General features: G+C 61.0%; 6 protein-coding genes. All 6 read right to left on the bottom strand.

Annotation, left to right across the window (positions count from 1 at the left end; translation table 11 throughout):
* Positions 1-3 precede the first annotated feature (3 nt).
* On the bottom strand, positions 4-234 hold the full coding sequence (locus PUP35_RS00265) for a hypothetical protein (protein WP_047651828.1): 231 nt from the start codon (positions 232-234) through the stop codon (positions 4-6).
* Positions 231-12395, bottom strand: a complete 12165-nt coding sequence (locus PUP35_RS00260) for a hemagglutinin repeat-containing protein (RefSeq protein WP_274241493.1) — start codon at positions 12393-12395, stop codon at positions 231-233. Before PUP35_RS00260 ends, PUP35_RS00265 begins: the two co-directional genes overlap by 4 nt.
* Positions 12396-12409: 14 nt before the next feature.
* Positions 12410-14107 carry a ShlB/FhaC/HecB family hemolysin secretion/activation protein gene (locus PUP35_RS00255; protein ID WP_274241491.1) on the bottom strand — a complete coding sequence of 566 codons (1698 nt, stop codon included), beginning with the start codon at positions 14105-14107 and terminating at the stop codon, positions 12410-12412.
* 183 nt (positions 14108-14290) lie between these two features.
* Positions 14291-15244 (bottom strand): GlxA family transcriptional regulator, encoded by a 954-nt coding sequence (locus PUP35_RS00250; protein WP_274241489.1) that lies wholly within the window; start codon positions 15242-15244, stop codon positions 14291-14293.
* A 26-nt stretch (positions 15245-15270) separates the two neighbouring features.
* Positions 15271-16050, bottom strand: coding sequence for an MBL fold metallo-hydrolase (locus tag PUP35_RS00245; RefSeq protein WP_115876735.1), 780 nt, complete (start codon positions 16048-16050; stop codon positions 15271-15273).
* A gap of 121 nt (positions 16051-16171) precedes the next feature.
* Positions 16172-16972, bottom strand: a complete 801-nt coding sequence (gene nlpA, locus PUP35_RS00240; RefSeq protein WP_008500128.1) for a lipoprotein NlpA — start codon at positions 16970-16972, stop codon at positions 16172-16174.
* Between the last annotated feature and the right edge of the window lie 32 nt (positions 16973-17004).

Below are 17004 nucleotides of genomic sequence, written 5' to 3'. Positions count from 1 at the left end.
TTTTCATTTTTTCTCTTTCACCTGCAGGGACTGCCCCCCTCCAATGATGAACCCTGCGCCTACAGAGATTTTGAGCGCAGTAATCAAGTCGCTCCACTTGAAATCAAAATCATTAAGGAAGAGATACGAGGCCGCTGCAATTAGCAGACGGCCTGCAGCCATAGTGATAAAGAGACCTGACATCCAGAGTAATACCAGTAATAAGAAAAGTTTTAGTCGCGGATTAATCATCATTTATTGCTACTCTGGTTTTTTTGTAGTTTTTCAGTTAAAGCTTGGGCGTAGCTACCAATAAATTCGGAACCAACAGCTTCGGTAATAGTACTAGTATATTTTGGCAAAGAATATTGCGGGAAGTAATTTTGCAATTTCTCATATCCCTTACCTATTCCCGCCCCCGCTAAAGTTCCAAATCCTGCGCCAACAGTTGGAGCAAGCGGATCTTTCCCTTGCAACACAGCCCCCGCATAAGCACCAGCCATACTCGCACCTTCTGTAAACCAGAACCCACGACCTTGTGTTAATCCACTAACCCCTGTTGCTATAAGTGCGTCGGTTACGCTGAAGGGTTCATTAGTGTTTAATTGAGACCACACATTTGCTGTGCCACCAATCATTCCAGAAGCCACGACGGATCCTGCCGTTGCCGCTCCAGGTAATAGTGCTGGAGCAACTACACTTGACATACCCGCACCCCATGCTTTAACCAGCCCGGTAGCGGGTTGCTGATTTTCAGGCAAGTCTCCTTTTGCCAGCTTATTCATCATGGCCTGCTTTTCATCCGCAGATGCACCTTTGGCTTCCGCATAATTGTTCAATGAGCCTGCAGAAGTCATATATTTGGCCAGACCATCAGGTAGAGGGAAAGAATTGGCATTATTCTCAGCCGCATTCTTCCCGCTTTGTGCACCCGTTGCTGTCGAGACCGTCTTATTCCCCGCAATTCCTCCAGCCATCCCCGCCGATATTGATGCCAAAGTAATGACCGTCTGCTTTTGATCTTCGCTCAGTTTCGACAGGTCTTTAACATCCGGATAGAGCAGGCTGGCTATAGCATGCGCAGCTAGCTCGCCCGTTGCCGCCCCTGCAGCTCCCGCAGCGGCGCTGTTACCCTGAAGAGCCGCCACCGCGCCGCCCAGAATTGCGTGCGCAACGGTATTGACGGTTGGATCGCCTTCGGTTGCTTTAAGCAGATGCGCCAGCTCAGGCGCCGACGCGCCTGCCAAGGCACCCGCAATATTACCGCCCGCCAGGCCCTGAAGTGCCGCCGTTGCCGCCTGAATACCGCGCTGAATATCGCTGCCTGTACCGTACTTCTCCATTGCCGTCTGGCCAGCCTGATTCACGATTTGCTTATCACTTGGGTTAGCATTACCTTCCGATTTCAGCTTCTCTTTGGCCGCCTTCAGCGCCTCTGGATCGGTCATGGCATTCCGTGCCGCTATCGCTCCCTGTGTCCGCGCGATATCCGCCGCCTGGCTGCCGATATCACTGATAAGCCCGACTGCTTTCAGGCGATTTTGCTCTTTCTCCTTGTCGAAGATTGGGCTGATGTTGTCATTAGCATGTTCGGTATCGCGGCTCAGATTTGCCACATCCTGCTTCTGATTATCCCGATCGCGAACGATAATGGTGCCGTCAGCCACCGCTGCCTGGGTGGTACCTTCCGCATGACCGCTGTGGCTTGCGCCTGAAATCATGCCGCCCGGCATTTTGCCTTTAAACGTATCGCCAAAACTACCGCTCCCACTGAGGCTCACACCCGTATGGCTGACCTTATAATCCGCCTCGTTGTGAAGGTCGCTAAAGCCCAGCGTTCCCGTGTCCAACGAATTTTTGTCAGCCGTCGCCGTGGAGGCAATAACCGCGCCATCCAGCTGCGTATGACGGCCAACCGTGACGTCAAATCCACCATTACCGGCAAACAACCCCGTCTGCTCTTGAACGGAGTCGTACGTGCTCTTCATCTTGTCCTGACTGGCACTGATGTAACCGGAGCCAGTCATACTGCCGAAGGTGAAGCTGCCGCCCGCCGCTAAGCTGGTCTGCTTAGATTTGTAATCATTATTGTCCTGCTGACTACTCACCAAAAGATCGCGGCCAATATCAGCGACAATCTTCTCACCGTTGACCTGCGCCCCGTTCAGAATGGCATCTCTACCGCTGGTCATGGAGACCGTGCCGCCGCTGTCCAGCGTGGTTTCGGTCCAGGCGGTGCCGTTACCTTTTTCATTACCTTTAGACGCATTCACATTGGCGAAGACACTGATCCCCATCCCGCCGCTGCCGCCCCCAATACTTACGCCCAAACCACCACCACTGCTGCTGTTTTTGCCGGTGGTTTTCTGCGTGTTGGCCGCTCCCGTCAGCAGGATGTCGTTTTCAGCATTCAGCGCGGCGTCACCGCCCGCTTTCAGCTGACTACCGCCGATCAGGATATCGCCACTATTCGCACTCTTACCTTTGCCCGTGGCGGTAATGGAAAGATCGTTTCCGGCATTGATCGTGCTGCCCGCTACCGTGTCGCTCTCGGCATGCTGCTGAGATTTCGATTTCTGGCTAGTCAGAGAGAGGCTGACACCAAATCCGTTCGCCGGATCGCCAGTCTGCTGGGCAACAACCGCTCCCTGCGCTGCCTGTACGCCCGAAAGTGTCGCTTTCGTTGCCTGCAGGGCAGCCAGACGTCCATCACTTTCTTTAGACGCCTCCTGTGCAGTGGTAACAGCGCTGTTGATTGCGCTACCCACTACGCCAGACAGAGCCACCGTCAGGCCACTGGATTTTTGTTCAAACTTCTCATCGCGGGCGCGTTTGTCATGACCCGGCTCGATCACCACGCTGTCACCGGTGAGCGCCATATTTTTGCCAGCCACCAGGTCCGCGCCGCCCACATGCAGCTGATTACCGGCGGCGATATCAACGCTCCCCCCCGTCGAACCCACCGTACTGAAGCTCTGACTCTGGGTAGTGCCCTTCTCACGGAGATCGTGCGTGCTTTTGCTGCTGCCGATGGTGAAGCCAATCCCGCCCGAGCCCATCAGGCCGGATTTTTTCTCTTCCTTAAAGCGCCAGGAGGTATCGCTGTTCGTGGCCGCCACAATATCAACGTTGTTGCCCGCCTTAAGCTGCACGTCGCCATCGCCCGCCACGGCGGAGCCTGACACCAACAGGTTATTGCCCGCAACCACCTGCACGTTGTCACCGCTCAGCAATGAGCCAGATTCACGCGTCGCGCTGTTCTCCTCGATGGTGTGGGTGGTTTTCTTGCTCAGGAACCCTTTTTTGGTTTTGGTCTGCTCTTTGTAGTGATAGTCGCTTTCGGTTGCGGTATTGAGATTGACGTCACGGCCTGCCGCCACGCCGATATCGCCCTTCGCCGTCACCTGCGCGGCTTCGGTGGTGACATCGCGCCCGGCGAGGATTTGGGTATTCGCCCCGCTGGCGATCTCGGTTCCCTGCTGGCGTACCGATTCGTTGATGACGGTTTTCTTGCCTGACCTATAGCTGTCGCCCTGCGTGGTCTCTTCCGCCGCCAGATTCACGTCGCGACCCGCCTGCAGCCCGACGCTTTTCTCCGCCGCCAGCGCGGCGGCCTGAGCGTTGATATCCTGCCCGGCCTTCAGGACCAGGTTATCGCCTGCGGAAATCGTGGTGCGGTCGAGCCCGGTGCTGTGGGACTCGCTTTTCCCTTTACGGCTGCTTTCGCTGGTTTGCTCCGCGTTCAGGTTGAGATCGTTGCCCGCGCTCAGCCCCGCGCTGCCGCCCGCCTTCAGGTCGCTGGCGGTCACGTCAAGGTTGTGCCCGGCGTTCACCAGCAGGTTGCCGCCCGAGGTGACGTTACTGCCCTGATACGTGACGGACGAACGGCTGGTTTTCGCCCGGCTGGAGCTGAATGCGTCGTTGATCTGATTCGCGTTGACGGCAATATCGCCCCACGCGTTCAGCAGCATATCGCCGCCGGAGGCCAGGTTCGCCCCGGTAACGGTGATGTTTTTCCCCGCCTCAAGGGACAGACCATCCTGCGCGGTAATCGATGCCGTGTTGCCCAGCAGGGTGTCTTTCAGGCCGATGTTGCCGTACTTCCCGCCGGCGTTGATATCAATCTGCTCAACCTGGGTCAGGTTATTGATGCTGCCGTCCAGGCTCTCCAGCGCGATCGTTTTGCCGCTGATGGTGGAGCTGATGTTATTGATATCGCCGATGGCGCTCAGGTTCAGGTCGCCGCCCGCTTTCATCAGGCCGTTGCTGAGGTTGCTGATGCTGTTCTGGCTGTCGAGCGTCAGGCTGTTTTTCGCCAGCAGCGTGCTGCCGCCGTTGGTGATGCTGCCGCCCTTCAGGGTGACGTTGTTGCCTGCGATCACGCTGCCGTTGTTGACGGTGACGTCCTTCGGCGACAGGTAGAGTTTCGGTACCATCACCGTTTCGCCGTTGACGGTGGCTTTCTCCCACCACAGCAGGCTGTGGTCGAGCGCGGCAATCTGATCGGCGGTCAGCGAGACGCCAAACTGCAGGCCCAGCGACTGCTGCGCCGCCGCGGCGTTGTCCATCAGGTAGCGCATCTGATCCAGATCGGAGCCGATACCGTTCAGGTAACGGTTACCGGTCTGGTTGAGCACCACGTTGGAAACGTAGCGGGTATCGAACGCCGCATCGCCGAGGAAGCGGTAATCGTAGTCCGGGTTCAGGTTGAGGCGGCCCAGCATGTAAGACGAGCCGAGGAACTGCTTCTCGTCCGTAAACGCCAGCCGCGTCTCCTGCGGCGCAGTGGACGACGGTTTGATCCCGAGCATCGCGTTCAGGTCGGCAAACAGGGCGGGATCAAGCTGTCCGAGACCGTTCAGTTTCGGGTTGATGCTGATCAGGTACGGGCTTTTCGGGTTGTCGGAGAAGACAAAATAGCCGTTGTTGCCCGACGGCAGCGGGTAAGCGCTGGTATCGACGCGCTGGCCCTGATAATGCCCGACGGCGCCGCCCTGAGCGGTTCGGAGATCGGCGGTGGTGACCCCGGCGTTCGCCAGCGCGCCCAGTTGGCCGAGGTTCGCGTTGCCTTTCTGCGTGGTGGCAATGTTGCTGAGAAGCGTGCCGGACGCGCCGCCGTTTTCCAGCGCGCCGCCGCCGTTAAGCTGCTGCAGCGCGCCCTGGAGCCGATCGTTCCACTGCGGCGAGTTCACCGCCACGGTGCCGGTAGCGTTCAGCCCCTGTTTTTGCACGCCGCTGCCGATGGTCTGGTTGCTGAGGGTGTTCAGCGACGGGGTGGAGATAACGTTGCTGACGCCGCCCGCGTTAGCGGTGGTATTAGTGTTGCTGATGTTGCTGGTGAAGTTTGCGGTGACGTTGCCGCCCGCCTGGATGACGGCGCGTAAGGTTTCGCCCTCCACAGATTCAGTCGTCAGACCTTGTAACTCATAAATAAAGGTCGAGTTAGCTTTTGGTCCAGGATATCCCGATTCCGAAGATGAACCCCCAGTAGAACTGAGATACTTATAATTATAAAAAGTCCCCGTTGTTCCCGATTGATAGCTCTCATTGTTCAGCTGCGAGCCTGAAAGAGATGCGTTACGTTCACTCAGTATTTGACTTGATTTATTTTCCAGAGTACCAGCATTGATAACCAAATCGCGCCCGGAAGCGATGCGTCCCGCGCCACCGCTCGCACTTACATCAAGATGTACCACTGAGCCAGCAAAGCGCATTTGGCTGCTCTCTGCGGTAGGAACAAAAGATGAACTGTAAATATCGTACTCAATTGCACAAGTACAGTTGCGATATCCTTTGGTTTTCGTATTGCTGATTCTGTAAGACGTTGAAGGGAGACTCAGGACAAGCAGTTCAATCGTTGCATCACCGACGTTTTCAGCCAGTTGTGAAGTCTCCGTCCAGCTATTTACCGAAAGTCCATCACGGGTATTCAGCAAATGCCCCGTTCTGATCGCAATATCACCCCCCTGCGTCTCAATATTCCCCGACGTGTTCACCACCTGGCTGTTCGCATTCCCCGCCGCATCCCGCTGCATCCACAGGTTGTTCCCCGCCATGATGTCGCCGCGCTGGTTAGTGATGCTGTCGGCAAACAGCGCCAGATTATTCGCCGCGTACAGCAGCGCGGTATTAACGATGGAGCCCGGCGCGCTGAGGGTCAGCGAGCCGCGCGTGCCGGTGAAGCCGTCGACGGTAATATTGCCCCTACTGGCAATGGTGATGTCGCCCCCGCCCTGCACCGAGCCCGCGGCGTTCAGCGCCACATTGCTGCCGGAGAGCGTGCTGGTGCCGCCGCCGGTGGTGATTTGTCCGTTGTTGCTGAGCTGCCCGCCCGCGCTGAGGTTAACCGCCTGCCCCTGCAGCACGCTGCGGTTATCGATGTCGCCGCCGCTGCTGATGGTCAGGGTTCGGCCTGCCGCCACGGCGGTCCGGCTGGTAAACGCGTTCGTCAGCTGCAGCGTTAAGTCCCCCAGGGACACCAGCTGGCCGGTCAGGTCCAGCCCCCGGCTCTGCAGCCACAGGTTGCCGCCGCTCAGCAGCCTGCCGCCCGCGCTCTGGATTACCTGGTCGGCATTGATGTTCAGCTGCGCGTTGCCGAGCAGCGTGCCGCTGTTGTTCAGCTGGCCGTAGTTAACCGTCAGCTGTCCCGCCTGGGTGGTGCCCTGGCTGGCAAACGCGGTGCCGGTCAGGGTGGCGCGATCGGCCACCCACGTGCCGCCGTTGGTGGCGTTTGCCGCATTGAGTATCAGGTCGGTGGCCTGCAGCCAGCCGGTGCCGGTGAACTGCGGCGTGCCGAGCGTCAGGCGCGCGCCGGAGAGCAGCCTGCCGTCGTTACGCGCCTGCGAGGAGGCTGTCACGCGCGTCTCGCCGCCGCCCTGAATCAGGCCGTAGTTAAACAGCGCGGGCGTGGTCAGCGTCAGCGCATCGCGGCTGACGATTTCGCCTCCGCTGCTGTTGGTGAGCGTCCCGCTGAGGGCCAGCGTCGCGCCGTTATCGCCCTGCAGACGTCCGCCGTTGGTGAGCGCCCCGGTGGTGATGCCGAGCGTGCCCCCCTGCATTTTGCCGTCGCTGGTGACGGAGGCCGCCGTGACGTTCAGCGCCCCGCCGGACAGCAGGGTGCCGCCAGACTGCTGGCTGACCGCGCCGGTCTGGCTGAGGGTCAGGCCATTCACGCCGCTGATGGCGCCGCTGTTGCTGAGCGTGCCGCCCGTCAGCGTCAGGTTTTTCGCCGCCCACTGCCCCTGGTTCGCCAGCGTCGCGGCCTGCAGCGTCGCCGCACCCAGCGCGGTGATCTTACTGCCCGCGGTTCCGGTGAGCGTGTCGGCCAGCGTCATCTGCAGCCCGTCGGCGCTCTGCACCGTGCCGCTGTTGGTGAGCGACTGCGCGTTAAGCAGAATGTTCTGCGCCTGCCAGCTCCCGGCGTTGGTCACCGCGCCGGATGCCATGGTCAGCACGCCCTGAGTGAGAAGCCTGCCGCCTGCGCCGTTAATCAGCGCCTGCTGCGGCGCGGCCATCGCCATGCGCGCCATCAGCCGCTGCTCCCCCTGAACGGTCAGGCTCTGCAGGCCGGTCAGCGTGCCCTGGTTGTTAATGCTGTTCTGATGCAGCGTGAGGGTGTTCCCCTGCACGGTGCCGCTGTTTTTAAGCGTGCTGCCGCCGAGCGTCACATCCCCCTCGCTGAGGAGCTGCCCGCGGTTGTCCAGCGTCTGTGCGGTGATATCCGCCCGCCCCTGGCTCATCAGCGAGCCGGCTGAGGTCAGCGTGCCGCCGGTCGTGGCCGTCAGCGCTCCCTGGCTGAGCAGGGACCCGCCGTGCGTCCAGTCGCCGGTGGCGCGGATGTCCGCGCCGTTCCCCTGCAGCGTGCCCTGGGTGGTCAGCTGGCCTGCGTCCAGCGTCAGCATGCCGCCGGAGAGGGTGCGCGAGGTCGCGCCCGTGGTCAGCGTGGTGCCGGTGAGCGCCAGGCCATTCGTTCCCTGCATCAGCCCGCCGTTGTTCATATCGCGGGCGGTGAGGGACAGCGTGCCGCCGGTGATGCGCCCCGGGTTCGCCAGGGTGTCCGCGGTGAAGGTGGTTGTGCCGCCGCTCTGCAGCAGCCCGGTATTGGTTAACGCCCCGCTGAGCGTGCCGCCAAGTCCCGTCTGCCCGTTCACCGTGCCGCTGTTGGTGAGGGTGGTGCCGGTCATGCCCAGCGTCGCGCCCTGCAGCGTACCGGCGTTCGTCAGCTCTCCCCCCGTCAGCGTGAAGCCGCCGCCGGAGAGCCATTTGCCGTTCAGCTCGTTGATAAAGCGGTCGGCGGCGGCGTTAACCGCGCTGCTGCCCTGCATCAGGCCGCTGTTGCGCAGCTCCGTCGCGCCAGCTGTCAGCGTTTTGCCCGCCACCGTGCCGCTGCTGGTCAGCGTTGTCGCGTGAAGCGCGGCATCTCCGGTGGCAACGATGTTCCCCGTGCTGGTCAGTGCACTGCTCAGGCCCAAATCCAGGCTCTGCGCCTGAATATCGCCCCGGTTCGTCAGGTCGCTGCCCCGCAGGGTAAACCCGCCGTTCACCAGCAGCAGGCCGGCGTTATCGAGCGTGTCGAGGGACAGGTCCAGAGAACTGCCGCTAATCAGCTGCCCGGTGGCGCCGTTGCTCAGCGCGCGGGTGGTCAGCGCCAGCGTGTCGTTGCCCTGCAGCATGCCGGTGTTGGTCAGCTGCGCGGCGTTCACCGTCAGCGCCTTCCCGGCCAGCTGGCCGTCGTTGAACAGCTGGGCCGCCGTCAGCGTGAACAGGTTCTGGCTGAGCAGGGCGCCGGTGTTATCCAGCCTGCCGGTCGCGGAAAGCGTCAGGGCGTCCAGCGCCTGAACGCTGCCCTGGTTATTCAGGCTCGCGGCGTCCAGCGTCGCGCGGCGCCCCTGCAGGCTGCCCGCGTTGCTCAGCGTTTGTCCGCTGAGCGTCAGGGTCTCGCCGCCCGTCACCTGGCCCTGAGGCTGGTTCGTGAAGGTGTTGCCGGACCAGGCCAGCGTGCTGCTGCCCTGAAGCAGGCCGCTGTTCTGCAGGTCGCCCCGCAGGGTCAGCACTTTCGCCAGCAGCTGGCCCCGGTTATCGGTCCTGCCGGCCTGGACGTCCAGCGCCTGCTGGCTGAGCACCTTGCCGCTGTTGGTCAGCGTGCCGGTCACCGCCGCCGTCACGCCCGCTTCCCCCAGCGCGTTGCCGGTATTCATCCACTCGCCGGTGGCCAGGTTCAGGGTGTTGCCCTGCAGCAGCCCGGCGTTGGTCAGGGTGGTGTGGCGCAGGCCGAGCGCGCCGCCGGAGAGCAGCATGCCCGCCTGCAGGTTGCTGAGCTGTGCCCCCGTCGCCGTCAGGGAGCGGGTTCCCTGCAGCGTGCCGCCGTTGGTCACCGACGCGCTGTTAAACTGCGCGTCGGTACCGGCCATCAGGCCGCCGTTCGTCAGGCTGGCGGCGGTCAGCGTCAGGCCGTCCCGGGCAATCACCCGCCCGTCGGCATCGTTGCTGGCCTGGCGGGTCAGGTTCAGCAGCAGCGCGGTGGCGCTGAGCTCGCCGCTGTTGGCCAGCGTTTCACCGTTAAGCGTGAGCGTTCCGCCGCTGCGCAGCGCGCCCCGGTTAGTGAGGTCTGCCACGCCGAGCGTCAGCGCCGCGTCCCCCCCGACGGTGCCCTGGTTCTGCAGGCTGTCCGCCGTGATGTGCAGGTCGCCGGCCGCAATATTGCCCGCGTTAGTAAATGCAGTGCCGTTCAGGGTGAGCCGGTCGTCCGCCAGCAGGCGTCCGCTGTTGGTCAGGCTGAGGTAGTCGCTGCTCAGGCTGACGCCGTTAATTTCACCCTGGTTTGTCAGCGTGTCGCCTTTAATGCGCAGCGTGCCGTCGGTGGTGATAAGCCCGCTGTTGGCCAGCGCCGGAACGTTCAGCGTTAAATCCTGCGCGCTGTAGACCGACCCGCCGGTGAGGTTCGTGAGCGACCCGGTCTTCAGGTCGAGCAGGGTGGTCCCCTGCAGCAGCCCGCCGTTCTCCACCGAGGCACCGTCCAGCGCCAGCGTACCGGCAACCAGCGTACCGCTGCTGGTGATGCGCCCGGGGGCCGTCAGGGTCATGCGGTCCGCTTTTGCGACGCCGGAGTGAAGGATGTTCTGTCCGCTGAGGCTGAGGGTACCGGCGGTGAGCTCGCCGCCGCTGGTCAGGTCGCCGGTTGCGTTAAAACTCAGCGCGTTACCGGTGGATTTCCCGGCATGCGCAAGGGTGCCCGCCGTCACCGACAGGGCGCCTTTCGCCGCCTGCGTGCCGTTCAGCACGGCATTCTGCGCCTGCAGGGTAAGCCCCTGCCCGCTCTGCAGGTGCGCATCCTGGCCGGTGGTCAGGTCGCCGGTGCTGACGACGGTTAAGGCCCCCGCCGCGTCCGTCTGCCCGTTCAGGCTGGCGCTGCGGGCCGCGGTAATCTGAACATTGCCCTGACTGGTGGTACGGGACGCCTGACCGCTGGTCAGGGTGCCGGTCTGCGCCGTCAGCGCCGTCGCGCCGGACAGGGTGCCATTCTGTTCAAGCGCGTCTGCCGTCACGCTCATCGTCCCGTCAGCCAGCAGGCTGCCGCTATTACGCAGGGTCTGCTGCGCCGTGACGTTCGCGTTGCCTTTCGCGCTGAGCGTGCCCCGCTGCTCCAGGGTACCGGCGCTCAGCGCCAGGTTGCCGGCGCTCTGCAGGGTACCGCTGTTAGTGACCGTCTGCCCCTTCAGGGTGACGTCGTTACCCTGCGCCGTGCCGCCGTTCGTCAGCTCTCCCGCGTTCACGTCCAGGCGGCCTTTCGCCGCCAGCTGGCCGCTGCTGGACACCCTGTCGCCGGAGAGCGCAATGTCGCGCCCCGCATTCACCTGCCCCTGGTTACTGACGGCGCTGCCCGTCAGGCGGACATCGCCCGCGGCATCGGCCCGGCTCTGGCCGTCCAGGACTATTTGCCCGCCGCTCAGGGACAGACTTTCTCCTGCCGAGACCGCGCTGGCCGTGGAGGACAGCGTGCCGCCGCTGCTGAGCGTCGCGCGGGTATTGCTTCCGCTGCGGGTATTCGTCAGGGTGATATCCTTCCCGGTCGCCACGCTGAGCGCGCCTTTGCTGGTGACGCTGCCGCCGCGCTGCGTCAGGCTGCCGCCGGTGGACAGCGTGGTGTCGGCCTGACCCGTCAGCGTCGCATCCGCAAGCGCCATTCCCTGTTTGCTCGTGACGGTCAGCGCCCCGCCCTGTGCCGACACGCCGCCGCCGTTGACGGTCAGGGTGTCTTTACTGTCCAGCGTCGCCGCGCCGCGGGAAACCAGGGAGGTATTGCTGAGCATCATCCCCTGCCCGCTGCTCACCGCCAGCGCGCCCGCGCTGTTTGTCCCGCCGCCTGTCGTCTGCACTTTCCCCGCAGCGGAAAGGCGCATATCGCCCTGGCTGGCGAGCGTGCTGTTACTGAGCTCCACATCCCGCGAGCTGGCCACGCTCAGCGCCCCCCCGGCCTGATGGCTGCCGCTGAGGGCCACCCCCGCGCCGTTCGCGGTAATCGAGCCGCTGGCCAGGCTGTTCGTGACCGTCAGTTTCCCGCCCGCGTCCAGCTGAATGTCGCCCTGGCGCGCGGTGAGGTTGCCGAGGTTCACCCCCACGCCCGTCTCGCTGGAGACCAGGCGAATACGGTTCGCATACATCCCGCCGAGCGCGCCGGTATCCACGGCCACCACGGGCGCGGCGCCCTCACCGGCAATCGGCCTGACGCTGCCGTCTGCCCCCACGCGGTTCGCCCCTGCGGTCACCGTCAGGTCGTTCGCGTGGATCGCGGCGTTCACTTCCGTCGCGCGCGCAATAATCGACAGCGCGTCGCTCTTGCTGGCATCCAGCCCCTGGCCTTCAACCGTGATGGCCCCTTTCGTCACCTCCAGCGCCAGCAGGTTACCGCTGGCGTCGAACTGCGGTTTCCCCGTGGTCAGGGTGACGTTCGGGGTGTTGATAAATCCGCACCCGTTACAGGTAATGCCGTACGGGTTGGCCACCATGACGTTTGCTGCTTTACCGGCAACTTCCGTGTAGCCCTGTAGCTGCGAGCGGCTGGCACCCGTGACTTCGTTGATAATGCCTTTCGCTTCCCGCCCGGCCTGCAGGTTGGGGTTGTTCTGGATAAGCCCGCCCAGCTGGGTCTGGGTTAAACGGTCCGTACCGTTGTTGAGGATAAGCCCCTCTTTGCCGACGTTATACTCACCGAACTGGTTATGCGAGATACCCGCCCCGTTGGGCGTGGCGATGTTGACGACCGGCACCCCGTTCCCCGCCCGATCGACCGTGGTCTGCCCGGTCGGCGTGAGCGCCGCCGCGACGGCAGGCGCCATCGGCTGCCAGACCATCAGGCCGCAGACAATCCAGCTGATCAGACGCTGTGAGAAACGAACGGGTGGGTGACGGGTATCCATAGTCGTAGAGTCTCTTAAAGCATGAAGGCAATGCGCCAGTTAACGCTCACATGATCCGGGCCGAGCCAGTCGGGGTAGTGCAGGGGCGTACCGACCGAAATCTGGCTGCTGTACCAGCGCCCTGCGCTGCTCAGCCCCACCGAGCCTCCCCATAACGTGCCGGAGGCAAAGCGGTCCTGACGGTCTTTTTCCAGCCAGCCGCCGTCAACGGCGACCGTTGCGCTCACTGCGCCAATCACCGGAAGGGTGAAGAGGGAGTACCCCAGCTCGTTACGCCAGTAGCCGCCGTTATCCCCGGACAGGTACTGCTCTTTAAAACCGCGCACGGAGCTTTCGCCGCCGAGCGTCAGGCGCTCAGAGCCGTACAGCCGGTCGGGCGACCACTGGCCGTAGGCGCTGGTCAGCCACCAGGCATTACGGGTAATCGGCCGCTGGAAGCTGGCGTTCAGACTCCATTTACGGAATTCCGCGCGCGGCACATCCCCGGACTTATCTTCGTCGGTTTCGGCACTGAACCACGGCATGCCGTGGCTCCAGGTCGGGTTGAAGGTCGCCACGCCGCCCAGCATTTTTTGCGTGTGCGTAATGCCCAGAATCAGGCTGGAGAGGTTGCGCGTGCTGCTCTGAAGCGGCGCGTCGTTGAGCCAGTTGCGGCTGGAGCGCTGAACCACGCCAGCCGCAATGCCGGTTTTCACCTCCCCGTTGCGGAAGACCACCCAGGACGCGTTAAGGCGGTGGGTTTTGGTATCGCCCGTGGAGAGCCAGTTGAATCCCTGGTTACTGATGGTGGTCCGGTAGTTACTCCAGGCGTAGCTGTAGTCCAGCAGGCCGTAGCCAAACGGCACGCTGACGCCCGCCTGGAAATTCTGCGCATCGTACGCGCTGGCAAAATCGCTGCTGCGCCCGCCGCTGACAAACCATTTATCCGCCAGCCCAAGCATATTATTGGCGGTGAGCACGCCACTCAGCTGATCTTCGCCGGTACTTTTCTGCCCGCTATTATCCAGGCTTACCGATGCACTTAAGGGAAATTCCGGTTTTGCCGTGAGGTTAACGATGGAATATCCGGGCTGCGTTCCCGGAAGAATTTCAATCTGAACCGGTTCGGCACGCAAACGGTTAATTTGCTCCATGCCCTGTTCGATGTCGCGTAAATTAAGGATGCCGCCGACCCGTCCCGGAAACGCCATTTTCAGCATGTGCGGCGTTTCGCCTTCCAGACGGATCGCTTCCAGCCGTCCTTCCAGCACCACAATATTCAGCAGACCGCCGGAGAGATCCTGCTCGGTAAGAAAAGCGCGGCTGGTGATATATCCCCGGCTGATATACCAGTCAGAAATATGGGCGAGAAGCTCCGTTATTTTCGCCATATCCAGACAGCGGCCCTGCCACGGCGCGACAAGGGCCTGCCGGGTTTTCGGGGAGATTAGGGTCGTGCCGGAAAGGGTAATGGTATCAATGGTGAAGCAGGGCCCGGCGCCGGTAGCCGGCAGCGGTCTGGCGGGCGCGGGACGAGGAATACTCCGCTCCAGCTCCTCACGCTGTTGCTGGTTCTGTAATAAAAGCTGCTGCTGTTGCTGCTGGATGGAATCGCGATCGGCTGGAGACAACGGAGCAGCGTTAACGCTCGCTGAAAAAAGCGTAACCGATAAGATAAAAATAATATAATTTGCTAATGAAATTATTCTCTTTTTTATTTTATTCCTATTCATCCATGCCACAAAATTTATTCGCAATTAATATTTTCAAAATATAAGAGCATTCTTAATGCGAGTATATCTAATTTGCGTTAGGGCTCATCAAATAAAATATTTTTTTAGAAAAATGAGAGGTCGATTAAGAAAAAATAATAAATTATTTAACTAAGCCTTAAATCTTGAGTTAGCCCAAATAAACTAGCTGTGAAGACGAAAGGTTTTTCTCCATTCCGCAGGGCTCACCCCAAAACGAGCCTTAAACTGCTGTCGCCAGGTGACGGCGGAATTAAATCCCACCAGCTCAGCCACGCGCTCAATCGGCATATTTCCGGCTTCCAGCAGGATCTGGCTGCGCCGCAGGCGTTCGGCGGTCAGCCAGTCGGCGACGCTCATCCCCGTAGCGTTAACAAAATGACGGGTCAGGGTGCGGCGGCTCATCGAGACGACCTCCGCCAGCGAGTCCAGGCTATGCGGTTCGGTGATGTGCTGCTGAAGATAGTCGATCAGGCAGTTAATGCGTCCGTCGCGGGTATCTTTAGGAACCGGCTGGGCGATGAACTGCACCTGACCGCCCTCGCGGTGGGGCGGTACAATCATCCGGCGGGCAATCTGGTTGGCGACCACGCTGCCAAAGCGCTGGCGAATGATATACAGGCAGCAGTCCAGCGCGGCGGCAGTCCCGGCAGAGGTAATGATATTGCCGTCATCCACGTAAAGGGCATTAATATCCAGCCGAACGTTCGGGAAGAGGGACTGAAACTGACGTTCGAACTCCCAGTGGGTGGCCGCACGCTTACCGTCGAGAAGACCCGCCCAGGCCAGCACAAACGACCCCAGACACAGCCCGACGATTTCTGCGCCGTTGTCTCTCGCCTGCACCAGGCTGTCGAGCAGCGACTGCGGCGGGCGTTCAAGAACGTGCTGCCAGTAGGGAACGACAACAATATCGGTCTGCCCAATGGCGGTAAAATCCTGCGTGGCGTTGAGGGCAAATCCGTCTTTTGAGGTGAGGAACCCCGGCGTTTCGGCGCAGATCGTCACGTTAAAGCGCTTTTCTCCGGAGACCGAGTCGCCAAACAGAATGCAGGGAACGGAGTAGTGGAACGGGCTGAACCCGTCTACCGCGACAATCGCGACGTTGACTAGCGGCATTTGTCTCTCCTTTCCCTTTTAGATACTCAGAATATAACGGTTTCGCCATCCTGGGGAATGCTCACTGCGTCACTCACCTGGTTGGCTTCAACGTACTCACGCAGCGCGCTGCGGGTTAACAGGCAGTGGTTAATGGCTTCCATATGGCTCGCCAGAATTTTGGCCTGCGGCAGCAGGAAATGGACGTTGAGCACGTCCTCCTGCCCCATAATAATGGGCCCAAAGCCAATGACGTGAGCATAGCCGGCGTTCAGCACCACCACGTCCGGCTGATGCTTTTGCAGATCGGCCGCCACTTCGTCACGCCAGACGGTATCCCCGGCAATATAGAGCGTCTTCTCATCAGGATGACGGAGCACCACGCCACAGGCCTCGCCCAGCCGCTCCGCCAGTTCGGGCACGGCGTAAGCGCGATCGGTACCGTGCTGGCCGCCGTGAGTTTTCGCTATCCGGATATCACCAAAGGTGGTTGCGTCGGTCATGACGGTCAGGTTGCTAAAACCCTGGCTGCGCAGCAGCGCGGCGTCACGCTCGTTTTGCACGTAGATCGGCTTATCTTTGGCGATCAGCTCTGCCGCGGCGCGATCCCAGTGATCGTCATGAGTATGGGTGACGATCACCGCGTCGGCGTCCAGCAGCGTGTTGACGTCAACGGGGAGCTCGACAGTCGGATTACGGCGTTCGGCATACGCAGTGCCGGGAAAGCCCGGGTAAGCCCCCTTAGGGGCCAGCATCGGGTCGATTAAAAGACGTTTTCCGGCGTAGGTAATCAGCTGGGTGGCGTTGCGAATGTGGGTAATGTTCATGGGCTATCCTCCGGTTGGTGTGATAAGGAGGATAGCCAGCCGTCTCAGCTGACGCTGTGGGTTAAAGGGCGATTACCGATGGAATCGGGCCAATTTAAGCAACCCTTTTTCCATCAGATTGTTACCAGCCCGGCACCGCCCCGCCGTTAAAGATCGTCTCCGCCGCTTTCGCCACTTCAGGCGACTGATACGACTGGATAAATTCCTTCACGTTCTCGGCGTCTTTGTTGTCTTCGCGCGTCACAACGATGTTCACGTACGGCGAGTTTTTGTCTTCGATAAAGACGCTGTCATGCACCGGCGACAGCCCGGTTTGCTGGATGTAGGTAGTGCTGATGATGGCGACATCGACTTTCGGGTCGTCCAGCACGCGCGGCAGCTGCGCCCCTTCGAGCTCCATGATTTTCAGCTGTTTAGGGTTGGCGGTAATATCCAGCGCCGTTGGCAGCAGCCCGGTGTCCGGCTTCAGGGTGATGAGCTTCTCTTTTTGCAACAGCAGCAGCGCGCGGCCCAGGTTTGTAGGGTCGTTTGGAATGGCAATGGTCGCTCCGTCCTTCAGGTCAGAGACGGATTTGATTTTGCGGGAATAGCCGGCCATCGGGAAAACAAAGGTGTTCGCCACGGCCACCAGCTTGTAGCCATGCGCCTTGTTATCCTCTGCAAGGAACGGGCGATGCTGGAAGACGTTGGCATCCAGTTCCCCCTGGTTGGTGGCATCGTTAGGCAACAGCGAGCCGCTGAAGCCCACCAGCTCCACGTCGAGGCCATATTTCTCTTTCGCCACCTTTTTGGCGACTTCCGCCACGTCCTGCTCGGCGCCGTTGATGACGCCGACTTTAATGTGTTTGGCATCGCTGCCACTTTGATCGCACCCTGCCAGCAACAGGCCAGCCAGTACCAGAGCACCCAATCGACGTTTCACAAGACAGTTCCTTTTGCTGAATGTTGTAATGA

This window comes from Enterobacter sp. S-33 (assembly GCF_028735835.1).
Classification (GTDB): Bacteria; Pseudomonadota; Gammaproteobacteria; order Enterobacterales; family Enterobacteriaceae; genus Enterobacter; species Enterobacter vonholyi.
Note: the sequence above shows the minus strand (reverse complement) of the source record. Positions and strands in the feature narration are given on the sequence as shown.